This window comes from Streptomyces sp. TSRI0107 (assembly GCF_001905845.1).
Lineage (GTDB): Bacteria > Actinomycetota > Actinomycetes > Streptomycetales > Streptomycetaceae > Streptomyces.
In genome coordinates this window covers 399,993-421,223 of record NZ_LIVZ01000001.1, presented here as the reverse complement: position 1 = coordinate 421,223, position 21,231 = coordinate 399,993, and the positions used below count along the sequence as shown (strand labels likewise).

At 73.0% G+C, this 21,231-nt stretch carries 18 protein-coding genes and 1 pseudogene; 7 read left to right on the top strand and 12 right to left on the bottom strand.

Annotation, left to right across the window (positions count from 1 at the left end):
• Nucleotides 1–2: 2 nt before the first annotated feature.
• From AMK31_RS01860 to AMK31_RS01850, 3 genes are read right to left on the bottom strand one after another with little or no spacing between them, the layout of a single operon-like run.
• Complete coding sequence (locus tag AMK31_RS01860; RefSeq protein ID WP_198948397.1) at nucleotides 3–446, bottom strand: NUDIX hydrolase; 444 nt, start codon at nucleotides 444–446, stop codon at nucleotides 3–5.
• Nucleotides 447–455: 9 nt separating this feature from the next.
• Complete coding sequence (locus AMK31_RS01855) at nucleotides 456–1,343, bottom strand: pyridoxamine 5'-phosphate oxidase family protein (RefSeq protein WP_073938481.1); 888 nt, start codon at nucleotides 1,341–1,343, stop codon at nucleotides 456–458.
• An 11-nt stretch (nucleotides 1,344–1,354) separates the two neighbouring features.
• Complete coding sequence (locus AMK31_RS01850) at nucleotides 1,355–1,798, bottom strand: VOC family protein (protein ID WP_073938480.1); 444 nt, start codon at nucleotides 1,796–1,798, stop codon at nucleotides 1,355–1,357.
• Between the two features lie 125 nt (nucleotides 1,799–1,923).
• On the opposite strand from AMK31_RS01850, the gene AMK31_RS01845 reads away from it, so the two are divergent.
• Nucleotides 1,924–2,466 carry a CGNR zinc finger domain-containing protein gene (locus tag AMK31_RS01845; RefSeq protein ID WP_073938479.1) on the top strand — a complete coding sequence of 181 codons (543 nt, stop codon included), beginning with the start codon at nucleotides 1,924–1,926 and terminating at the stop codon, nucleotides 2,464–2,466.
• Between the two features lie 204 nt (nucleotides 2,467–2,670).
• The gene (locus AMK31_RS01840; protein WP_073938944.1) at nucleotides 2,671–5,976 is read left to right on the top strand and encodes a S8 family serine peptidase; all 3,306 of its coding nucleotides are present in this window, start codon (nucleotides 2,671–2,673) and stop codon (nucleotides 5,974–5,976) included.
• 64 nt (nucleotides 5,977–6,040) lie between these two features.
• Here AMK31_RS01840 and AMK31_RS01835 read toward each other — a convergent pair whose 3' ends face one another.
• The gene (locus AMK31_RS01835; protein WP_107468487.1) at nucleotides 6,041–6,802 is read right to left on the bottom strand and encodes a hypothetical protein; all 762 of its coding nucleotides are present in this window, start codon (nucleotides 6,800–6,802) and stop codon (nucleotides 6,041–6,043) included.
• Between the two features lies 1 nt (nucleotide 6,803).
• Nucleotides 6,804–7,352: an RNA polymerase sigma factor gene (locus AMK31_RS01830; protein ID WP_198948396.1), complete on the bottom strand. Its 549-nt coding sequence runs from the start codon at nucleotides 7,350–7,352 to the stop codon at nucleotides 6,804–6,806.
• Between the two features lie 106 nt (nucleotides 7,353–7,458).
• Between AMK31_RS01830 and AMK31_RS41260 the strand changes: the two genes are divergently transcribed.
• Together AMK31_RS41260 and AMK31_RS01820 are read left to right on the top strand one after the other, a co-directional pair.
• Nucleotides 7,459–9,720 carry a TerD family protein gene (locus AMK31_RS41260; protein ID WP_241842502.1) on the top strand — a complete coding sequence of 754 codons (2,262 nt, stop codon included), beginning with the start codon at nucleotides 7,459–7,461 and terminating at the stop codon, nucleotides 9,718–9,720.
• A 118-nt stretch (nucleotides 9,721–9,838) separates the two neighbouring features.
• On the top strand, nucleotides 9,839–10,867 hold the full coding sequence (locus tag AMK31_RS01820) for an aspartate-semialdehyde dehydrogenase (protein WP_073938476.1): 1,029 nt from the start codon (nucleotides 9,839–9,841) through the stop codon (nucleotides 10,865–10,867).
• A gap of 17 nt (nucleotides 10,868–10,884) precedes the next feature.
• Here the strand turns inward: AMK31_RS01820 and AMK31_RS01815 are convergent, their stop codons facing one another.
• Nucleotides 10,885–12,105: an MFS transporter gene (locus AMK31_RS01815; protein WP_073938475.1), complete on the bottom strand. Its 1,221-nt coding sequence runs from the start codon at nucleotides 12,103–12,105 to the stop codon at nucleotides 10,885–10,887.
• Nucleotides 12,106–12,174: 69 nt separating this feature from the next.
• Here AMK31_RS01815 and AMK31_RS01810 point away from each other — a divergent pair, with 69 nt between their 5' ends.
• On the top strand, nucleotides 12,175–13,068 hold the full coding sequence (locus tag AMK31_RS01810; RefSeq protein WP_073938474.1) for a LysR family transcriptional regulator: 894 nt from the start codon (nucleotides 12,175–12,177) through the stop codon (nucleotides 13,066–13,068).
• Between the two features lie 3 nt (nucleotides 13,069–13,071).
• Here the strand turns inward: AMK31_RS01810 and AMK31_RS01805 are convergent, their stop codons facing one another.
• A complete protein-coding gene (locus AMK31_RS01805; RefSeq protein WP_073938473.1) occupies nucleotides 13,072–13,554 on the bottom strand; it encodes a DUF1203 domain-containing protein in 483 nt (160 codons plus the stop codon).
• A gap of 112 nt (nucleotides 13,555–13,666) precedes the next feature.
• On the opposite strand from AMK31_RS01805, the gene pepN reads away from it, so the two are divergent.
• Nucleotides 13,667–16,246, top strand: coding sequence for an aminopeptidase N (pepN, locus tag AMK31_RS01800; RefSeq protein WP_073938472.1), 2,580 nt, complete (start codon nucleotides 13,667–13,669; stop codon nucleotides 16,244–16,246).
• Between the two features lie 91 nt (nucleotides 16,247–16,337).
• Here pepN and AMK31_RS41255 read toward each other — a convergent pair.
• Nucleotides 16,338–16,572 (bottom strand): annotated as a pseudogene (locus AMK31_RS41255) (alkene reductase); the annotation flags it as partial.
• A gap of 302 nt (nucleotides 16,573–16,874) precedes the next feature.
• Between AMK31_RS41255 and AMK31_RS01790 the strand changes: the two are divergent.
• Nucleotides 16,875–17,507, top strand: coding sequence for an NADPH-dependent F420 reductase (locus AMK31_RS01790; RefSeq protein ID WP_073938471.1), 633 nt, complete (start codon nucleotides 16,875–16,877; stop codon nucleotides 17,505–17,507).
• Nucleotides 17,508–17,724: 217 nt separating this feature from the next.
• Here the strand turns inward: AMK31_RS01790 and AMK31_RS01780 are convergent, their stop codons facing one another.
• From AMK31_RS01780 to AMK31_RS01765, 4 genes are all read right to left on the bottom strand, one after another.
• A complete protein-coding gene (locus tag AMK31_RS01780; RefSeq protein ID WP_079186632.1) occupies nucleotides 17,725–18,249 on the bottom strand; it encodes a hypothetical protein in 525 nt (174 codons plus the stop codon).
• A gap of 108 nt (nucleotides 18,250–18,357) precedes the next feature.
• Nucleotides 18,358–19,263 carry a LysR family transcriptional regulator gene (locus AMK31_RS01775; RefSeq protein ID WP_073938470.1) on the bottom strand — a complete coding sequence of 302 codons (906 nt, stop codon included), beginning with the start codon at nucleotides 19,261–19,263 and terminating at the stop codon, nucleotides 18,358–18,360.
• A 29-nt stretch (nucleotides 19,264–19,292) separates the two neighbouring features.
• Complete coding sequence (locus AMK31_RS01770; protein WP_079186631.1) at nucleotides 19,293–20,201, bottom strand: DMT family transporter; 909 nt, start codon at nucleotides 20,199–20,201, stop codon at nucleotides 19,293–19,295.
• A gap of 42 nt (nucleotides 20,202–20,243) precedes the next feature.
• Nucleotides 20,244–21,197 (bottom strand): EamA family transporter, encoded by a 954-nt coding sequence (locus tag AMK31_RS01765; protein ID WP_073938469.1) that lies wholly within the window; start codon nucleotides 21,195–21,197, stop codon nucleotides 20,244–20,246.
• Between the last annotated feature and the right edge of the window lie 34 nt (nucleotides 21,198–21,231).

Below are 21,231 nucleotides of genomic sequence, written 5' to 3'. Positions count from 1 at the left end.
TATCATGCAACACCGGGGTCCCTCTCCCGCCACATCCGCAGCGCCGCGTCCACCAGCGGGATCCTGACCAGCCCGGACACCGCGTCCAGGTCGTGCCACGCCGCCATGTCCGTCGAGCCGCCGACCTCGAAGCGCAGCTCGCCGCCGACGACCTTCGCCTCGTAGAGCAGACGTACGGAGTGCAGGTCGACGGGGCCGCGCAGCCCCCGGCGCGGCAGGGAGCGGCGGCTGGAGCTCACGCCGAGGAGACCGGCCACCTCGACGTGGTAGCCGGTCTCCTCCAGCAGTTCCCTGACGACCGTGTCGTACGGGTCCTCGCCGTGCTCCATGCCGCCGCCGGGGAGGACCCATTCGAGGGTTCCGTCCCAGGCCGGCGAGCGGGCCAGCAGGACATGGTCGTCACGGACGCATATGGCGTAGGCCGCCACCCTCAGTTTCCGGCGCATCCAGGGACGTTAACGCGCCGGGAGCGGGTTGGCCGGGGAGTGTTCGGGGGCGGACCAGCGCAGTGGGAGCGCGGCCGGCGTCTCGACGAGCCGGGCGATGGTGAAGTGGACCGCGCGTGCGCCGTCCGCCCCGAACTCCGTGCGCGCCGTGCCGGTCAGCTGGAGGACCGTGCCCGTCGTCCAGTCCAGGACGAGCAGGCCCGCCCGGGGGTCGGCGGCGAGGTTGCCGAGGGTGAGGAACATGGAGTTGCCGGGATAGTCGCGCCAGCTCAGTTCGCGCGGGGAGTCGACCCGGAGGAAGCCGGGGTGGCCGCCGCGATGGCTGGCGTCGGCGCCCTGCGGGTGGACGGTGGCCAGGAAGGCGGTGTCGGCCGCCGCGAGGAACCCGGCCTGGGCAGGCGTCAGCTCCTCCGCCGTGCGCGGCTCCCCCGGCGCGCGGTCCGCGACCACCTCGTACGACTCCCGCCGCTGGAGGTACTTCGGGCAGTTGGAGAACACCTGCCCCGCCGTCACCGCGAACCCCCGTGCCGTCGGCTCGGCGACGCCGTTGAGGCGCATCCGGCGGCGGGTGCGCGGATCGAGGGCGATCGTGCCGACGGGGGTGCCGGGGGTCGCCAGGGCCGTCGCGAGCGGGTCGGCCGGGGCGGGCCCGCCCGCGACGGAGACCCGGTGCGGGCCGGTGGCGCGGACGAAGCCGGGGTCGCCGGCGACCGGCGCGGCCCACACCGCGCCGGTCGCCGGGTCGGCCGCGCCCACCACCAGCAGCGGCTGGAGTTCCAGGAAGGCCGCCGCCACCGGCTTGATGCCGGACCCGATCGAGCGGCCCACGTGGTCGGCCTGCTCCCGCACGCCGACCCGGTCCTGCACGGCCCGCGAGCCCGGGTGATAGACGCCCATGACCCTCACGCCTAGAAGAAGCCGCAGGTGGGAGCGGACTCGGCGGGGGCGGGGGCGTCCTCGGCGCCCTGCGGGGCGTAGATCTCCAGGCGCGTCCCGTCGGGGTCGTGGAAGAAGATGCCGCCGGAGGCCGCGCCCTCCCGGTGGGCCACCACCCCGTCGTAGGCGAACTCCGCGCCGTACGACCGCAGCGCCGACTCGTACTCCTCGACCCGGGCGATGGAGTCCACCTCCAGCGCGAGGTGGTGCAGGCCCGCGCGCCCGGAGTCGTACGGCTGCCCCGCCTGCTGCCAGAGGGTGAGGACCAGACGGTCGGCCTCGCCCAGGAAGGCGTACCGCCGGCCGTCCTCCTTGCCCTCGGCCAGCACGGCGAAGCCCAGGACGTCCCGGTAGAAGGCGAGGGAGCGGTCGAGGTCGGTGACGTTCAGGCCGATGTGGCCGGTGAGCAAGGTCATGGCTGTCCCCTTCAACTGATCTCTAACCTCATTTTTCTAACCTCTATAAATGACGTTAGTGGTTAGACTCGGCGGGCGTCAACCGGTGATCTAACCTTTAGGGGTTAGACCGGAAGGAGCCCCCGATGTCCGCCGCCCGCGACCCCCGCCCGCTCACCGGCGAACCCCTCTCCCTCGACCTGCTCAACACCCGCTGGGTCCACGACGGCGCCCCGCGCGACCTGCTCGACGGCACGGAGGGGCTGGCGGTCTGGCTCGCGGCGAACGGGCTGGAGGAGCGGTTCGCGGCCGACCCGGCCACCCTGCGGCACACCCTCCAGGCGCGGGACGCGCTGGCGGCGGCGGTCGACGGTTCCCTGACGGCGGGCGCGGCACGCGTGGACGCCGTGCTCGCGCACGGCCGGATCCGGGCGACGCTCACCCCGGCGGGCCCGGGCGAGGAGCCCGAGTTCCCGGACGCCTCCTGGGGCCCCGCCTGGCTCGCCGCCCGCGACTACCTGCGACTGCTGTCCACCGCGCCGGACCGGATCCGCCACTGCGCCCACGAGGCGTGCGTCCTGCACTTCTTCGACACCTCACGCAACGGCACGCGGCGCTGGTGCTCCATGGCGGTGTGCGGGAACCGCGCGAAGGCGTCCCGCCACTACGCCCGTTCGAAGGGTGACTGAGCAACACCTGCGGGAATGAGGTTGGTTGCCCGTGTTCGGGGAAGAATCCGCCTGATTGTCATCGCGGGTTTTCCCCATACATCCATATCGTTTCGGTCAACCCTCCCCAAACTTCGGTCCCTTGCATAAAGCTGAGCGGTCGTCCGGTGTCGCATTCCGGACGACAAGCGACACGCTCGTTCCCTCCACCTTCAAGGGATGCCGATGACCCACACCCCCCAGAGCGAACCGATACCGGGCGCGAGACGCGTGGCCCGTATCGCCCTGGCCGCCGGTCTCGTCGCCGCGCTCTCCGCGGCCGCGCCGATACCCCTGGCCTTCGCCGCGGACCCGGTCGCCCCCGCCGCGGCCGGCCCGGGCGTGAAGTCCGCCCACGACAAGCTGGGCTCCGACGACGCCGACCTGCTGGCCGAGGCGAAGGCCGACGGCGTCAAGAGCGTGACCATGATGGTCGCGACCGCCCCCGGCCAGACCGAGCAGGTCGCCAAGCAGCTGGACTCCGTCGACGGCGGTCTCGTGGGCCGAACGTACGACAAGCTCGGTTACGTCCGCGCGACCGTTCCCACCGGCAAGGCCGAGTCGGCCATCGCCGCCGCGGTGAAGCTCTCCTCCGTGCACGGCATCGACCTGCGCCAGGAGATCCCGCTGGAGGACCCGTCGCCGAACGCGGGCGCCGCGAAGGGCGCGCAGGCGACCGGGAGTTACCCGGCCCCCGGCGAGGACACCCCCGCCGAGAACCCGTACAACCCGTCCTTCGAGACCGGTGCCGTCGACTTCGTCGAGGACCACCCGAAGGCGGACGGACGCGGCGTCACCATCGGCATCCTGGACTCCGGTGTCGACCTCGGCCACCCGGCACTGCGGAAGACCACCACGGGTGAGCGGAAGATCGTCGACTGGGTGACGGCCACCGACCCGGTCGTCGACAACGACGGCACCTGGCGGCGGATGACCACCTCGGTCTCCGGCCCCACCTTCTCCATCACCACCGCCAGCCTCGGCACGGAGACCTTCAAGGCCCCCGGGGGCGGCTACAAGTTCAGCTACTTCTCCGAGTCCGCCACCACCGGCGGCGACATGGCCGGAGACCTGAACCGGGACGGCGACAAGACGGACGTCTGGGGCGTGCTGTACGACGCCGCCGCCGGCACCGTCCGCGTCGACCTGAACGACAACCTCGACTTCACCGACGACGAGGCGATGAAGCCGTACAAGGACGGCTTCCAGGTCGGCTACTTCGGCACCGACGACCCGGCCACCGAGATCGCCGAGCGCATCCCGTTCGTCGTCGAGGTCCGCAAGGACGTCGTCTACAACGCCTCCGGCGCCAAGGCCGACTACGTCAGCATCGGCGTCATCGAGGGCTCGCACGGCACCCACGTGGCCGGCATCACCGCCGCCAACGGCCTGTTCGGCGGCGAGATGAACGGCGCGGCGCCCGGCGCCAAGCTGGTCTCCTCGCGGGCCTGCACCTGGTCCGGCGGCTGCACCAACGTCGCGCTCACCGAGGGCATGATCGATCTCGTCGTCAACCGCGGCGTCGACATCGTCAACATGTCGATCGGCGGCCTGCCCGCGCTGAACGACGGCAACAACGCGCGCTCCGAGCTGTACACCCGGCTCATCGACACCTACGGCGTCCAGCTGGTGATCTCCGCGGGCAACTCCGGCCCCGGCGCCAACACCATCGGCGACCCCGCCCTCTCCGACAAGGTGATCTCGGTCGGCGCGACCATCTCCAAGGAGACCTGGGCCGCCAACTACGGCTCCAAGGTGGAGAAGCGGTACGCCATGATGCCGTTCTCCTCGCGCGGTCCGCGTGAGGACGGCGGCTTCACGCCGACGCTGTCCGCGCCCGGCGCCGCCATCAACACCACCCAGACCTGGTCGCCCGGCGGCCCGGTCGCCGAGGCCGGCTACAGCCTGCCGCCCGGCTACTCCATGCTCCAGGGCACCTCGATGGCCTCCCCGCAGGCGACCGGCGCGTCCGCGCTGCTGCTGTCCGCGGCCAAGCAGAAGGGCATCGAGCTGAAGCCGGCGACGCTGCGCACGGCGCTCACCTCGACCGCCGACCACATCGCGGGCGTGCAGGCCTACGAGGAGGGCGCGGGCCTGATCAACATCGAGGACGCCTGGGACTCGATCCGCGACGGTGCCGCCGCCCACGACTACACCGTCAAGGCGCCGGTCGACACCGCGATCGACCAGTTCCTGAAGACGCCGGGCTTCGGCACCGGCCTCTACGACCGTGAGGGCGGCCTGAAGGCCGGCCAGAAGAAGACGTACGAGATCACCCTGACCCGTACGTCCGGCGCCGACAAGGCGATCCGGCACGAGCTGCACTTCGAGAACAACGCGGGCGGCACCTTCCGCATCGTCGGCTCCGACGAGGTGCGTCTGCCGCTGAACCAGCCGGTCACCGTCAAGGTGCAGGCCGCGCCGAAGTCCGCCGGGCTGAAGAGCGCGATCCTCGAGGTCGACGACCCGCGCACCGAGGGCATCGACAAGCAGGTCCTGAACACGGTCGTGGTCTCCGCGCCGCTGGAGTACACCTACTCGGCGTCCGGTTCCGTGCAGCGCAACAGCCACAAGTCGTACTTCGTGACCGTGCCCGAGGGCGCCAAGTCGCTGGAGGTGGCGATCGGCGGCCTGCAGGGCAAGAGCCAGACCCGGTTCATCGCGATCCACCCGTACGGTGTCCCGGCCGACCCGACGTCGACGATCAACTGCTACCCGAACTACGCCAACCCGGCCAACACCTGCCGTCCGGACGTGCGTTCCTACGCCGACCCGCAGCCGGGCGTCTGGGAGATCGAGGTCGAGTCGCGCCGTACGTCGCCGCTGCTGGACAACCCGTACAAGCTGGACGTCACGGTCCTCGGCGCGGGCTTCGACCCGGAGACGGTGACCGTGCCCGAGGCCAAGGTCGGCACCCCGGCCGCCGCCTCCTGGAAGGTGACCAACAACTACGCCGCGCTCGACGGCAAGCTGGTCGGCGGCCCGCTGGGCTCGTCCAAGACGGCCCGCCCGACCATCGAGGAGGGCGTCACCCAGACCACCACGGTCCAGGTGCCCGCGGGCGCGAAGTCGCTGGACGTCACCATCGGCAACGTCTCCGACGCGGCCGCGGACCTCGACCTGGTCGTGAAGAACGCGGCCGGCGACGAGGTCGGCAGCTCCGCCGACGGTGACTCCGAGGAGTCGGTGTCCGTGCCCGCGCCGGCCGCCGGCACGTACACCATCGAGGTCGTCGGCTACGCGGTGCCCGCCGGTTCCACCGCGTACGACTACCTGGACGTGTTCTTCTCCGAGGCGCTCGGCTCCGTCACGGTCGACGAGTCCGCTCCGGTGAAGCTCGGCACGGGTGCCTCGGCGACGGTCACCGGCAGCGTCACCGCCGCCGCGGCCGCGCCCGAGGGCCGCGAGTTCTTCGGCCAGGTGCAGCTGGTCAACGCGCGCGGCACGGTCGCGGGCGTGGGCAACGTGAAGATCGACAAGGTCACTCCGTAACGCGGATCGTGACTCCAGGGCGGGCGTCCGTTGCGGGCGCCCGCCCTTTGCCGTCTCCGGACCCTCACTCGCAGGACATGCTCCGCGCCTCCGGCAGCGCGTCGGCGATCACCGTCCGCTGCGGGGCGATGTCGTCCTCGCCGACGAACCAGAAGTCGGCGGCGGTGCCGTGGCGCGGGACGGCGACCAGGACGTCGTCGCCCACGCGCAGATGACGGGGCGCGCCGAAGACGGCGTCGTCGCCCTTGACGAACGTGGTCTCGTCCCCGCCGTCCTTCCCCGCCGGGATGTAGGACCGGGTGACGTCGAGGGTGACGCGTTCCCGGTCCGTTCCGGGGACCGGGACGACGTCCGTCACCTCTCCCTCGACGAGCAGCCGGGTACAGGCGAGATAGCCGGGCGAGCCGAGCGGGCCCACCGACTTGGCGCTGTCGGCGGCGCTCTCGGCGTTCGACCCGCCCCCCGAGTCGTCGGCGCCCGCCCCGGCCTGGACGACCAGCCAGCCCATGCCGGCGAAGACGGTCGCGGCAGCGGCGGCGGCGAGGCCGGTCAGGGCCAGGCGCAGCGGGCGGCGGCGCGCGGGCCGCCGCAGCGGCACGGGCTCCGGGGCCGGACGGGCGGCGGGCTCGCTGCCCAGCGCGTGCCCGATGATCCCCAGCTGTTCGCGCAGCAGGGCCACGTCGGCCTCGGCGGACCGGTACTCGGCCAGCAGGGCGGCGTCGGCGCGGGCCTCCTCGGACAGCGGCTCCCCGGTGACGACGGCCATCAACGGGTCGTCACGGCCGGCCCGGCCGGAGCCGTCATGCCCGTCGTGTTCGACGGTCACGTCACACCACCTCGTCCTCGTGCAGCCGGGCGCGCAGGGCCCGTACCGCCGTGTGCAGCCTGCTCTTGACCGTGCCCTCCGGGATGCCCAGCTCCTCGGCTATGGAGCGCACCGGCAGGTCGGCGTAGAAGCGCAGCACGACGACCTGCCGCTGGGCGTCGGGCAGTTCGTCCAGCCCTTGGGCGACGGCGACGGAGAGCACGCTGGTGTCCTCACCGGAGGGGTGCTCCAGCTGCCGCAGCGAGGCGAGCCGTTCCCCGATCCGCTCCTGCCGGCGTTTGGCGCGGTGCCAGTCCACGGCGAGGTTGGAGGCGACGACCGCCGCCCACGCGGAGACGTCCCGCGGCGCCTCGCGTCCGCTCGCGGCGCGTTCCAGCAACCGCAGGCGGACCTGCTGTACCCCGTCCAGCAGGTCCGCCTGCGGCACCCCGCCGAGAGCGAGCACCGCCCGCACCCGTCGTTCCTGGGCCGCGTCCAGGGGATCGTCGGAACCGTGGTCCGCCCGGTCCGCCCCCTGAACGCGGCGGGCCATTCTGCGCAGCACAGCCACCCCTCTCCTCGCCGCGTTTCCCCTATGACGCCGGCCGGGGCGGAAACGTTCGGCCGGAGTTCCGGAATGTTTTCTTCACATGATCGGCGCTGTCAGCATGTGCCTCATGACGCACATCACCAAAGGTGCCAACACCCCTGTCCCGGCCGGTCTGCTGAGGGTCGCCGTCTGCCGCCACAAGGTGGCGGGGACGCCCGCCGTGGACGTCTCGGCGCTGCTGCTGGACGCGGCGGGCAAGGTGCGCGGCGACGCCGACCTCGTCTTCCGCGACCGGCCCGCGCACCCGTCGGGAGCGGTACGGCACGTGGGCACCGGTGACAGCGAGAAGCAGCTCGCCGAGTGGCTGGAACTGGACCTGCCCCGGGTGGAGCCCGCGGTCCAGCGCGTGCTGGTCGCCGCGTCGTGCGCCGGCGGCACCTTCGGGGCGGTGCCCGGACTGGCGGCGCAGACCGTCGCGCCGGACGGCACGGTCCTCGTGCACTACGAGGTGACGGACGCCGCCACCGAGACGGCCTTCGTGCTCGGCGAGTTCTACCGGCGGGACGGGCAGTGGAAGTTCCGGGCGGTCGGGCAGGGCTACGACTCGGGGCTCGCGGGGCTGGCGACGGACTTCGGGATCGCGGCGGCGCAGCCGGCCGCGCCCAGGGGGCCGGTGCCGAACACGGGGGTGTCGAAGGTGGCGGGGCCGCCGCCCGGGGCGCTGCCGCTGCCCGGGGCGACACGGCAGCCCGGGGCGATGCCGGAGCCCAAGGCTACATGGGAGCCCGGAGCGACACGGGAGCCCGCCAGGGCGGCGGTGGAGCCCGCCGGTGCGGCGCCCGCGACGAAGGCCTCCCCCGCCTCGTCCGCCTCCACCGCCTCGGCAGCCTCCCCCGCGTCCGCCTCCCCCGCCTCGGCCGCGTCCACCGCCTCGGCCGCGTCCCCTGCGCGGAAGTCCTCCCCCACCCGTCTCGGCGAGGATTTCCGCCCCTGGACCCGCAGCGGGCGCGGTGAGCGCGTGGTGTCCGTGAAGCTGCCCGCGGGACCGGTGATCGTGGAAGGCCGCCACGACGGCGAGGGCCTGTTCTGCGTCGACACCCTCGACGACGACAAACAGCCCGACCGCCTCGTCCTCAACAGCGCTCGGCCCCGCTTCCGGGGCCGCGGTCTGGCCACCGTGCCGGCCGACCGCCGGCTGCGGCTGCGGGTGCAGTTCCACGGCGACTGGGAGATCGCCGTACGGCCCCTGTCGGCGGCGCGCGCCCTGCGGACCGGCGAGGAGGCGACGGGCTCCGGTCCCGAGGTGCTGCGGTACGACGGTCCCGCGGCCGATCTCCGGGCGCGGTTCGACGGCGGGCGGAACTCCGAGCTGTTCTGTGTGCACAGCCACGAGCCGGACCGGCTGAACGACCTCTACGACTACAAGCTCCTCGTCAACGAGCTCGGCCGGGTCGACAGGACCGCGCCGCTCCCCCGCGGTCCGCTGCTCGTCACCGTGGCCAACGGCGAGGGCGACTGGCGGCTCCAGGCGACCCCGATCCCGGTCCGCGGCGGCTCGGCAGCCCCCGCCGACGGTGTCTACGAGGGGCGCGGGGACACGACCGTCACCCTGGTCAGCCCCCGGCCCGGCCATCCGGCCCTGCTGGAGTACGAGATCGGCAACGCCGACGACCGGGGCCACGAGGTGATCCTGCTCGACGAGTACGGCGACTCGGACGGCGAGTGGATGAACGGCAGCCGGCACGGCGAGCGCGGCAGTCACGTGCTGTTCGCCGCGGGCCAGGCGCAGCGCACCCTCCAGATCCGCCGGGCGGGCAAGTGGCGTCTGCGGGTGCTGCCCATCGAGGAGGCACCCCTGCTGAACGGCCCGGTGGAGGGCACCGGCAGCACGCTGCTGCGCTATCAGGGCCCGCCCACGCTGCTCAGGCTGGGCCGGACGAGCGAGGAGGCCGGGTATCTGGCGGCCCACGCGCTGAACCATCCGCGCGGTCAGCGCACGCTCATCGCGGACACGGACACCCGCCGCCGCCCCGTCGTCGGCCCGGTCTGGGTCGCCCCGGAGGGCTCCTGCTTCGTGCGCGTCCAGGCGGGCGACGGGGTCGGCTGGCGCGTCGAGCCGGTGCCCCTCGACGAGGCCCCCGTGATCGGCGGAGGGACCGAACGGGTCACGGGACGCGGATTCGGAGTCGTACGTCACACCGGACCGGAAACCGAGATGTTGCTCACGCACGACTACGACATGCTGTCCGACCTGATCCACCTCTTCGAACTGGACGAAAACCTGTTCCCCGTGCGTCATATCGGAAGATCCCGCGGTCGGCACCGGCTCCCGAACGGATTCCTCCAGATCCGGGGCTTCGGCGAGTGGGGGCTGGAGCAGCGCCGCTGACCAGGCCTGATCGTCCATCCCTCGGGCAAAAGATTGGACACACCCGCCGGGGTCCCCCGCATGATGGAAGGGACCCGTCCACAGGTCGGGTGTACGCACGCCACGCAAAGGAGTCGCCGTGAGGGTCGGAATCGTCGGAGCCACCGGACAGGTCGGCACGGTCATGCGCAGGATCCTGGCCGAGCGGGACTTCCCGGTCGACGAGCTGCGCCTGTTCGCCTCGGCCCGCTCCGCGGGGACGGTCCTCGACGGCGTGACGGTGGAGGACGCGTCCACGGCCGACTACACCGGCCTGGACATCGTGCTGTTCTCGGCGGGCGGCGCCACCTCCAAGGCGCTGGCCGAGAAGGTCGCCTCCCAGGGCGCCGTGGTGATCGACAACTCGTCCGCGTGGCGTCGTGACCCCGAGGTGCCGCTGGTGGTGTCCGAGGTGAACCCGCACGCGGTCGCCAACCGTCCCAAGGGCATCATCGCCAACCCGAACTGCACGACCATGGCCGCCATGCCGGTCCTGAAGCCGCTGCACGAGGAGGCGGGCCTGGAAGCCCTGGTCGTCGCCACCTACCAGGCCGTGTCCGGCTCCGGCCTCGCCGGTGTGGACGAGCTGTTCGAGCAGGTCAAGAAGGTCGGCGAGGACGCGCCGAAGCTGGCCCACGACGGTTCGGCGGCCGAGTACCCGGCGCCGCACAAGTACGTCGCCCCGATCGCGTACAACGTGCTGCCGCTGGCCGGCTCCATCGTCGACGACGGCCTGCACGAGACGGACGAGGAGCAGAAGCTCCGCAACGAGTCCCGCAAGATCCTGGAGATCCCGGAGCTGAAGGTCTCCGGCACCTGCGTCCGGGTCCCGGTCTTCACCGGCCACTCCCTCCAGGTCAACGCCCGCTTCGCCCGCCCGATCAGCGTCGAGCGCGCCAAGGAGCTGCTGGCCGGCGCCCCCGGCGTCGCCCTCACCGAGGTGCCGACCCCGCTGGAGGCGGCCGGTCAGGACCCGTCGTACGTCGGCCGCATCCGCGGTGACGAGACGGTCGACAACGGCCTCGCCTTCTTCGTCTCCAACGACAACCTCCGCAAGGGCGCGGCCCTGAACGCGGTGCAGATCGCGGAGCTGGTGGCGGCCGAGCTGACCGCCAAGAAGCAGCAGTAACGCACGCGAGGGGGCGGTCACCGGGAGCGGGTCGCGGTGACCGCCCCCTTCGCACGCCCGGCGGCGGGCACCGCGAGCAGCGCCACTCCCGCCCCCAGCAGCAGTACGGCGGTCGGCCCGGGCCCGTCCGCCACCCGGCCGCCGAGGAACGCGCCGAGCCCGATCGCCGCGTTGAACACCCCGGCGAACAGCGCGGAGGCCGCCTCGCGGGAGCGCGGCGCGGCGGCCGACAGCCAGGTCTGGGCCGACACCGAGACACCGCCGTAGACCAGTCCCCAGAGCAGCAGCAGCGCGGCCGTGGCGGGCAGGGAGCCGCCCGCGAGGGCCAGCAGCGCGACGACCGTGCCGAGCCCGGCGGCGATCGCCGTCAGCGCCCGGCGCGGGTGGCGGGCCGCGAGCGCGCCGCCCGCGAAGGTGCCGGCGACACCGGCGAGGCCGTAGCCGAGCAGGAGGGCGCTGACCAGGGCCGGGCCGGTGTCCGGGACGCGCTCCAGCACCGGGCGGACATAGGTGTAGGCGGCGAAGTGCCCGGTGACCAGCAGCGCGACCGCGATCAGCCCTCGCGCCACCGGCGCGGTGCGCAGCAGTGCCGGGAAGGTGCCCAGCCGCACCGGCCGCTCGGCGGGCAGCGGCGGCAGCGCCACCGCGAGCCCCCCGGCGACGGCCAGGGCGAGCCCGGTCAGCGCGGCGAACGCCCAGCGCCAGCCCGCCAGCGCGCCGAGGAACGTGCCCGCGGGGACGCCGAGCACCGAGGCGACCGCGATGCCGCTGAACACCAGCGAGGTGGCCCGCGCGGCCGCCCCGGGCACCAGCCGGGGGCCCAGCCCGGCGGCCACCGCCCACACCCCGCCGATGCACACCCCGACCAGGGCGCGGGCGAGCAGCAGCACCGCGAAGTGCGGGGCGAGGGCGGAGAGCAGGTCGGCCGCCGCGAGCAGGAGCAGCAGCCCGCACAGCACGGTACGGCGGTCGGCGCGGGCCAGGGCGACCGGCAGCAGCGGCGCGGCGACCGCGGCGACGAGTCCGGGCAGGGTGAGGGCGAGGCCCGCGACGCCGGCCGAGACGTCCAGTTCGGCCCCGAGGGACGGGAGCAGGCCGACCGGCAGCATCTCGGTGGTGACGACGGAGAAGGTGGCGGCGGCGAGCGCGAGGACGGCGGCCCAGGGGTGCCGGGGACCGGACGTGGCAGCGGGCGGACCGCCCACGGCGGTGGAGGGAAGGGAAGTGGAGGAGGACATGCCTCCACCCTTTTGCCGGGCCGCCCGGGGAACAACGGCGAAGTTCTCAGCCTTCCATGAGCGGGACTCATGGATCGAGGCGGGGAGGCCCGAGTGCCGTCGTCCGGGTGGGAGCTGCGCGAGCTGGAGTGCTTCCTCGTCCTCGCCGAGGAACTGCACTTCGGGCGGACCGGGGAGCGGCTGTACGTCTCGCAGAGCCGGGTCAGCCAGTTGCTGCGCTCCCTGGAGCAGCGGATCGGCGCCCGTCTGGTGCACCGCACCAGCCGCCGGGTGTCCCTGACCCCGCTGGGCGAACGCCTCCTGGCGGACCTCCGGCCGGCCTACGAAGCCCTGAGCGCGGCCGTGGACCACGCCCGCTCGGCGGCCCGGGGCGTCACCGGCACGCTGCGCCTGGGCTTCCAGGGCACGGCGAACGCGCGGCTGGTCGAGGCGATCGGCGCGTTCCAGGAAGCCCACCCGGGCTGTGCCACGGAGCTGGTGGAGATCCCGTTCGCCGATCCGTTCGGCGCGGTGCGGGACGGCTCAGTGGACGCGGCGGTCGTCCTGCTGCCGATGGAGGAACCGGACCTGGTCCGAGGGCCGGTGTTCTCCCGTCAGCGGCAGACGGTCGCCGTCTCCGCCCGGCATCCCTTCGCCGGCCGCTCCTCGGTGACCGCCGCCGACCTGGCGTCGGTCCCGCTGGTCACGGCCGCGCCCCCGGCGCCCGCCTACTGGCGTGCCGCCCAGGCGCCCGGCCCGACCTCGGGCCCGGCGGTGACGACCCTTCAGGAGGGCCTGACGCACGCCGCAACCGGCCGCGCCGCCCTGCTGCTGTGCCGGCCCACCGCGGCCCACCACCATCGCGAGGACGTCACCTACGTGCCCGTCGCCGGTCTGCCCGACTCGGCGCTGACCCTGACGTGGCACCGGGAGCGGGAGACGGAGACGGTACGGGCGTTCGCGCGGGCGGTGGCGGACCTGTGACGGTCACGGGGTGCGGCGCGGCACCTCGTACAGGAAGCAGCCGTACTCCACCGCCCGCACATGCACCAGCGCGACGTCCGGGTCGGCGAAGGCCTCCGTGAAGGCGTCCTCGAAGGACTCCTCGGGCGTCACGCGCCGGCCGCCGAGGATGCGGCCGTCGGCCGAGTAGCGGCGCACCACGCGGTGGGAGTCGGTGAAGGGCAGCTCGTCGCCCTCGGGGCCGGGGCATTCGTCCGCGTGGATGAACACGGGGCCCTGTTCGTCGTAGGCCCCCGGGTCGGTGCCCGTGCGTGCCGCGCGGCGGCGCAGCGGGGCGTAGGAGACCAGGGCGATCGACTCGCCGGGCGCGCTGCGGCGCAGACAGCAGCGCAGCGGCGCGCCGCCCTCCTCGTCGGTGACGGGAACCATCGGGCGTCCCGCGTCGTCAGCAGTGCGCAGCTCCTTCAGGACCCCGGGCGGGACGGCATGTGCGGTGTACGGCGTCATGCGCCCAGCGTCGCGCGCGTACGCCCCGCTCACCGGCGGGAAACGGACATCGCGTTTCGTGCAGGTCCCGTGGAAGGATGGCGCAACCCACACATAACGAGGAGATGACCGCGTGCCTGGCACAAACCTGACTCGCGAAGAGGCGCAGCAGCGGGCGAAGCTGCTCACCGTTGACTCGTACGAGATCGATCTCGACCTCTCCGGCGCGCAGGAGGGCGGTACCTACCGGTCCGCGACCACGGTGCGCTTCGACGTCGCGGAGAGCGGGGCGGAGTCGTTCATCGACCTGGTGGCTCCGACCGTCCACGAGGTGACCCTCAACGGCGACTCCCTCGACCCGGCCGACGTCTTCCAGGACTCCCGGATCGCCCTGCCCGGCCTGCTGGAGGGCCGCAACATCCTCCGCGTCGTCGCCGACTGCGCGTACACCAACACGGGTGAGGGCCTGCACCGGTTCGTCGACCCGGTCGACGACCAGGCGTACCTGTACACCCAGTTCGAGGTGCCGGACGCCCGCCGCGTCTTCGCCTCGTTCGAGCAGCCGGACCTGAAGGCGACGTTCCAGTTCACCGTGCGCGCGCCGGAGGGCTGGACGGTGATCTCCAACTCGCCGACGCCGGAGCCGAAGGACAACGTCTGGGAGTTCGCGCCGACGCCGCGCATCTCGACGTACATCACCGCGCTCATCGTCGGCCCGTACCACAGCGTCCACAGCGTGTACGAGAAGGACGGCCAGTCCGTCCCGCTCGGCATCTACTGCCGCCCCTCGCTCGCCGAGTTCCTGGACTCGGACGCCATCTTCGAGGTCACCCGGCAGGGCTTCGACTGGTTCCAGGAGAAGTTCGACTACGCGTACCCGTTCGAGAAGTACGACCAGCTGTTCGTGCCGGAGTTCAACGCGGGCGCGATGGAGAACGCGGGCGCGGTGACCATCCGCGACCAGTACGTCTTCCGGTCGAAGGTGACCGACGCGGCGTACGAGCTGCGCGCCGAGACCATCCTGCACGAGCTGGCCCACATGTGGTTCGGCGACCTGGTCACCATGGAGTGGTGGAACGACCTGTGGCTGAACGAGTCGTTCGCCACGTACACGTCGATCGCCTGCCAGGCCTACGCGCCCGACAGCCGCTGGCCGCACGCCTGGACCACCTTCGCCAACTCCATGAAGACGTGGGCGTACCGCCAGGACCAGCTGCCGTCCACACACCCGATCATGGCGGAGATCCGCGACCTGGACGACGTGCTCGTCAACTTCGACGGCATCACGTACGCCAAGGGCGCCTCCGTCCTCAAGCAGCTCGTCGCGTACGTCGGCATGGACGAGTTCTTCCGCGGCGTGCAGGCGTACTTCAAGCGCCACGCCTACGGCAACACCCGCCTCGGCGATCTGCTGTCCGCCCTGGAGGAGACCTCCGGCCGGGACCTGAAGACCTGGTCGAAGGCGTGGCTGGAGACGGCCGGCATCAACATCCTGCGCCCGGAGATCGAGACGGACGCCGATGGCGTCATCACCTCGTTCGGCATCCGCCAGGAGGCCCCGGCGCTCCCGGCGGGCGCCAAGGGCGAGCCGACCCTGCGCCCGCACCGCATCGCGGTCGGCCTGTACGACCTCGACGAGGCGTCCGGCAAGCTGGTGCGCGTCGAGCGGATCGAGCTGGACGTCGACGGCGAGCTGACCGCCGTGCCGCAGCTGACCGGCAAGCGCCGCCCGGCCGTGGTGCTGCTCAACGACGACGACCTGTCGTACGCCAAGGTCCGCCTGGACGAGCGGTCCCTGGCCTTCGTCACCGAGCACCTCGGCGACTTCGAGGCCTCCCTGCCGCGGGCCCTGTGCTGGGCGTCGGCGTGGGACATGACCCGGGACGCCGAACTCGCCACCCGCGACTACCTGTCGCTGGTCCTGTCGGGCATCGGCAAGGAGTCCGACATCGGCGTGGTGCAGTCGCTGCACCGCCAGGTGAAGCTCGCCGTGGACCTGTACGCCGACCCTGCCGCCCGCGAGGCCCTGCTCACCCGCTGGACCGACGCCACGCTGGCGCACCTGCGGGCCGCCGAGGCGGGCGGCGACCACCAGCTGGCGTGGGCGCGCGCGTTCGCCGCGACCGCCCGCACGCCGGAGCAGCTGGACCTGCTGGAGGCGCTGCTCGACGGCTCGCAGACGATCGAGGGCCTGGCCGTGGACACCGAGCTGCGCTGGGCGTTCGTCGAGCGGCTGGCCGCGGTGGGCCGCTTCGACGAGGCGGAGATCGCCGCCGAGTACGAGCGGGACAAGACGGCCGCGGGCGAGCGCCACGCGGCGACCGCCCGCGCGGCCCGGCCGACGCCCGAGGCGAAGGCGGAGGCGTGGGCGTCGGTCGTCGAGTCCGACAAGCTGCCGAACGCCGTCCAGGAGGCGGTCATCGCCGGCTTCGTCCAGACCGACCAGCGTGAGCTGCTGGCGCCGTACACCGACCGGTTCTTCGAGGCGGTCAAGGGCGTCTGGGAGTCCCGCTCCCACGAGATGGCCCAGCAGATCGCCGTCGGCCTGTACCCGTCGGTCCAGGTCTCCCAGGACACCCTGGACAAGACGGACGCCTGGCTCGCCGCCGCCGAGCCGAACGCGGCCCTGCGCCGCCTGGTCTCGGAGTCCCGCGCGGGCGTGGAGCGAGCCCTGCGGGCCCAGTCGGCGGACGCGGCGGCGGCTGCCGAGTAGGCGCCTTCACGTCCTGTCGCGCCGACGGGGCGCCCGGTGTCGCACCGGGCGCCCCTTCCGCTGCTCACCTGTCCGGACAACCACTCGCACGTCAGCCGAGGGCCGGGTAGTCGGTGTAGCCGCGGTGGTCACCGCCGAAGGACGTGGCGCGGTCGGGCGGGTTGAAGGGGCCGCCGGCGGCAAGCCGGGCGGGCAGGTCGGGGTTGGCGGGGAAGAGGCCCCTTAGGCGATCAGGTCTGCGGTGCCGTCCTCGATCAGCTCCAGCGCGTCGGGGCCGGTGGCTCCGTGCCGGTGAACGGGTTGAGGACGAAGGTGCCCGGGCACTCGTGGCGGGACGGCGCGCGCAGGGCCCGCCCCGTCGGACGGCCTAGGCTCTGTCGTTTGGATCAGCCCGGCTGTGAGGGACGGTGCGTCCTGGCCGAGTCGAGCGGGGTCTGGTGCGTGCAGCTGCAAGGCGGAGGAGGGAGTCGACGCGGCGCGTCGGCGACTGACGACAACGCGGCAGATGTGCGTGCCAGACCCCGCGACGCCGGGATGATCCAAACGACAGGGCCTAGGACTCACGGGGTATGGCGAACCCCTCCATGGAGGGACGCGGGCCTACACCCCGCCGCCGTACCGTCGGGGCATGAAGATCGCCATTCTCGGAACGGGCGTTGTGGGCCGTGCCCTCGCCCAGGGCTGGCTGCGGGCCGGTCATGAAGTCGTCATCGGTTCGCGGCAGCCGGAGGAGGCCCGGCTGCGGGCCGAGCTGAAGGGATTACCGGTTGCCGGCCTCGCCTCGGCCGTCGCGGACGCGCCGGTCGTGGTCAACGCGACGCCGGGCACGGCGTCCGTGGAACTGCTGCACTCCGTGGGCGCGGACGCGCTGGCCGGGAAGGTGCTGCTGGACGTGGCCGTCGGCTTCACCGAGGACGGCTCGCTGTCCCACCTCGGGGAGAGCCTGGGCGAGGAGATCCAGCGGACCTTCCCGCGGACCCGGGTCGTCAAGACGCTCTGCACGATCGACCGCAAGCTGATGATCGCGCCCGACTCGGTCCAGGGCCCGTCCACGCTGTTCCTGTCCGGCGAGGACGCGGAGGCCAAGCGGACGGTCGCCGGACTGCTGGGCGACCTGGGCTGGTCCGACGACTCGCTGCTCGACCTCGGCGGCATCGCCACGGCCCGCGGCCAGGAGCACTACAGCCTGCTGTTCATCGGGATCGCGCAGGCGCTGGGGTCGTACGGGTTCGGGATACGGGTGGTGGAGGAGGCCGCCTGACCGGGCGCGTCACGACCGGCGTCCGGCACCGCTAGGCCCTGTCGTTTGGATCATCCCAGCGTCGCAGGGTCTGGCACGCACATCTGCCGCGTTGTCGTCAGTCGCCGACGCGCCGCGTCGACTCCCTCCTCCGCCTTGCAGCTGCACGCACCAGACCCCGCTCGACTCGGCCAGGACGCACCGTCCCTCACAACCGGGCTGACCCAAACGACAGAGCCTAGCCGGGACACTTCTCCCCGTTGGGGACGGCCTCGAACAACACGCTGTCCTCGATGGTCTCCCCGGCGGCGGGGGTCGTGGCGCACACCCGCCAGTCGTTCTCGTTGTCCGTGCCACGGCCCTTGCCGGTGGCGTCGACCGCGGTGACGTCGCCGGTGAGGGCCGCCATCTGGTCGATCGCGTCCATGAGGTTGCGGCCGGCGTATGCGGGCATCTCGTCGCCCGGCATGGCCAGATAGCCCTCGGTGGATGCGGGACAGGACTCGCCCTCCTTGACCACCAGGAAGACGACGAGGGTGTCGGGTTCCGCCTCGCCGGGCTCCGGATCCTGCGAGCAGACGCGCCAGTTGCGGTCCCAGACCTGGGCGCGGCCCTGACCGGTGGCGTCCTCGGAGGTGAGGTTGGTGAACCCGGCGCTCTGCGCCCGGTCCTGCGCCCTCTGGAGCTGCGAGCCGGTCATGTCGGGCAGCTCCTCCTTCGAGGAACATCCGGCGACCGCCGCCGTGAGCAGCAGCGCACTCATGACACCGGCAGTTCTGCGCACACGCCGACGCGGCATCGCGGCCCCCGTGATCTTCGTCCCGTCCCACCCCTGAGGGAAGTGATCTTAACTCCAGGTTCGAACAGGTGATCACGGCGAAGTGTCCGCCACCTCCCGCAGCACCCCCAGCACCCTCCCCACCGCCGGTGCCTCCTCCGCGCCCTTGCGTACGGCCGCCACCACATGCCGGTGCGGGCGGTCCTCGGCGAGTTCGCGCATCACCACCCCGGCGCGCCGCGCCCCCACCATCCGCGGCACCAGGGCGACACCCATCCCCGCCTCCACCATCGCCAGGATCGCCGTCCAGCCGGCCGCGGAGTGCCCCTGGACGGGGCTGAACCCGGCCGCCTCGCAGGCGCCGCGGGTGATGTCCGACCAGGGGCCGCTGCCGCCGAAGATCCACGGTTCGGCGGCGAGGTCGGCGAGGCGCGGGCGCGGTGCGGCGGCCAGCGGGTGGCCGTCCGGCAGGGCGAGGTCCAGGGGGTCGGCGAGCAGGGGCAGCACGGTGAAGCGGGGGTCCGCCGCCGTGGGGGCCTGGGCGGCGAGGGAGAGGGCGAGGTCGACGTCTTGGGCGGCGAGGAGGTCGTACGCCTCCCCCGCCTCGGCCTCCCGGACGCGTACGGTCACGCCCGGGTGCGTCGCCCGCAGGGCCCGTACGGCCGGTACGACCAGTGCGGGCACCGCCGTGGAGAAGGCGCCGACGCGGACCTCGCCGACCTCGCCCTGCGCGTAGGCGGCCAACTCGGCGTCCGCGCGCTCCAGTTGCTCGAAGACCGCTTCCGCGTGCCGGAGCACGAGCCGGGCGGCGTCGGTGAGCCGCACCCGCCGCCCCTGCGCCTGGAGCAGGGGTACGCCGAGTTGGCGGGAGAGGTTCGTCAGCTGCTGGGAGACGGCCGACGGGGTCATCCGCAACGCCTCGGCCGTCGCGGTGACGGTCTCGCGTTCGCGCAGGGTGCGCAGGATCCGGAGCTTGCGGATGTCCCACTCGGCGGCCATGGCGGCCAACCTACGTGAGCGGCCCCGCCTCAGCGGCGCGCGCCCAGGACGACCCCACCGAGGATCAGGCCCATGCACAGGAACTGCGGCCAGCCGGTCGCCTCGCCCAGCAGCGCCCAGGACAGGAGGGCCACGCAGACCGGCTGGAGGTAGTAGACGACCCCGGCGCGGCTCGGGCCGACGAGGGCGATCGCCCGGTTCCAGGCGAAGAAGGCGACCGCCGAGGAGGCGATCCCGACGTACAGCAGCGGCAGGACCGTGCCGGCGGTCGGCGTGAAGCCGCCCTGCACGGCGAGGCTGACGCCCTGGGCGGGCAGCAGCAGGGCGGCGCCGATGAGGAAGGTGGTGAACAGGAAGGCCGTACCGCCCAGTTCGGCGGGCTTGCGGCGGAGCAGGGCGCTGTACGAGCCGAAGCAGCAGGCGGCGGCGATCATCCACAGGTCGCCGGCGGCGAAGTGGGCGCCGCCCCGGCCGATCAGCAGCAGGACGCCGGCGCAGGCGATGAGCAGCCCGGCGACCCGGCGGCCGCCGAGCCGGACGCCGCCCACCCGCTCGAACACCGCCATCAGCACCGGCGACGCGGCCATGATCATGCCCATGTTGGCGGCGGACGTGGTCAGTCCGGCCTGGTTGACGAGCGTGTTGTAGACGGTGACGCCGAGCAGGGACGCGAGGACGACGAACCCGAGGTGCCGCCTGATGACCGCGCGCTGCCGCCAGGCCTGGCGGGCCCCGAACGGGGCGACCGCGGCGAGGGCCACGAGCCAGCGCCAGAACGCCTGCTGCACGGGCGGGACGCTGTCGTGCAGGGCACGTGAGGTGACGAAGGAGCCGGACCAGACGACCGTGGCGAGGGCGGCGAGGGCGATCCCGAGAACGGGGGCGGCCGTTCTCGGGGTGGTGGTGGAGCGGTTGGTCCTGTGCAGGACGGCGGCCACGGAGGTCCTTTCGCCGGCTTGTTCGGTGAGATCGGGGCGGACCTACCGTCGCAGCGCGGAACCTGTCACGTCCATCGAAACTTCTCGATGGTTCTTTTCAGCAGAACTGAACGATGACGCGACGACAGGGGTGGGCTTCGCCGGCGTGCGCGGCGCGAGCTGCCCGGCCACCGTCGCCCCGAACGCCAGCGCCATGCCCGCCAGCTGCACCGGCGTCAGCGCCTGCCCGAGGGCGGCCCAGCCGACGACGGCCGCGGTGAGCGGGGAGAGCGGACCGAGGAAGGTGACCTGGGTGGCGCTGAGCCGTCCGATGCCGCGGAACCAGAGCCAGTAGGAGACGGCGGTGTTGGCGAGCGCGAGGTAGAGGTAGCCGCCGACGGCCGGGCCGTCCAGGGCGGGCGGCGCGCCTTCGACGAGGAAGGCGACGGGGGCGATGATCAGCCCGCCGGCGGTGAGCTGCCAGCCGGTGAGGGCGAGCGGACCGACGCCGCCCGGACGGCCCCAGCGCTTGGTCAGGACGGTTCCGGCGGACATGGAGGCGGTGGAGCCGAGGGCGGCGAGGACACCGAGTGTGTCCAGGGCGCCGGCCGCCTTCAGCACGACGAGACTGACACCGAACGCCGCCGCGACCCCGGCGAGCACGGACCGCGCGGTGGGCCGCTGCGACAGCAGCAGAGCGGACAGCCCGACGACGAACAGCGGCCCGACCGAGCCGACGACCGCGGCCATGCCGCCCGGCAGCCGGTACGCCGAGAGGAACAGCAGCGGGAAGAAGGCCCCGATGTTGAGCGCGCCGAGCACCGCCGCCTTCACCCACCAGATGCCGCGCGGCAGCACCCGGGCGAGGGCGAGCAGCAGCAGACCGGCGGGCAGGGCCCGCATCAGACCGGTGAAGAGGGGGCGGTCCGGCGGCAGGAACTCGGTGGTGACGGCGTAGGTGGTGCCCCAGGAGACGGGGGCGAGGGCGGTGAGCAGAACGGTCGCGGACCGCTTCATGACCGGGTCCCTTCAGCGGAGGGGGCTGCGCGGG

Coding starts and splice junctions, on each gene's coding strand:
- AMK31_RS01860 (WP_198948397.1), bottom strand. CDS start 446: ATGCGCCGGAAACTGAGGGTGGCGGCCTACGCCATATGCGTCCGTGAC.
- AMK31_RS01855 (WP_073938481.1), bottom strand. CDS start 1,343: ATGGGCGTCTATCACCCGGGCTCGCGGGCCGTGCAGGACCGGGTCGGC.
- AMK31_RS01850 (WP_073938480.1), bottom strand. CDS start 1,798: ATGACCTTGCTCACCGGCCACATCGGCCTGAACGTCACCGACCTCGAC.
- AMK31_RS01845 (WP_073938479.1), top strand. CDS start 1,924: ATGTCCGCCGCCCGCGACCCCCGCCCGCTCACCGGCGAACCCCTCTCC.
- AMK31_RS01840 (WP_073938944.1), top strand. CDS start 2,671: ATGACCCACACCCCCCAGAGCGAACCGATACCGGGCGCGAGACGCGTG.
- AMK31_RS41260 (WP_241842502.1), top strand. CDS start 7,459: ATGACGCACATCACCAAAGGTGCCAACACCCCTGTCCCGGCCGGTCTG.
- AMK31_RS01815 (WP_073938475.1), bottom strand. CDS start 12,105: ATGTCCTCCTCCACTTCCCTTCCCTCCACCGCCGTGGGCGGTCCGCCC.
- AMK31_RS01810 (WP_073938474.1), top strand. CDS start 12,175: ATGGATCGAGGCGGGGAGGCCCGAGTGCCGTCGTCCGGGTGGGAGCTG.
- AMK31_RS01805 (WP_073938473.1), bottom strand. CDS start 13,554: ATGACGCCGTACACCGCACATGCCGTCCCGCCCGGGGTCCTGAAGGAG.
- AMK31_RS01790 (WP_073938471.1), top strand. CDS start 16,875: ATGAAGATCGCCATTCTCGGAACGGGCGTTGTGGGCCGTGCCCTCGCC.
- AMK31_RS01780 (WP_079186632.1), bottom strand. CDS start 18,249: ATGAGTGCGCTGCTGCTCACGGCGGCGGTCGCCGGATGTTCCTCGAAG.
- AMK31_RS01775 (WP_073938470.1), bottom strand. CDS start 19,263: ATGGCCGCCGAGTGGGACATCCGCAAGCTCCGGATCCTGCGCACCCTG.
- AMK31_RS01765 (WP_073938469.1), bottom strand. CDS start 21,197: ATGAAGCGGTCCGCGACCGTTCTGCTCACCGCCCTCGCCCCCGTCTCC.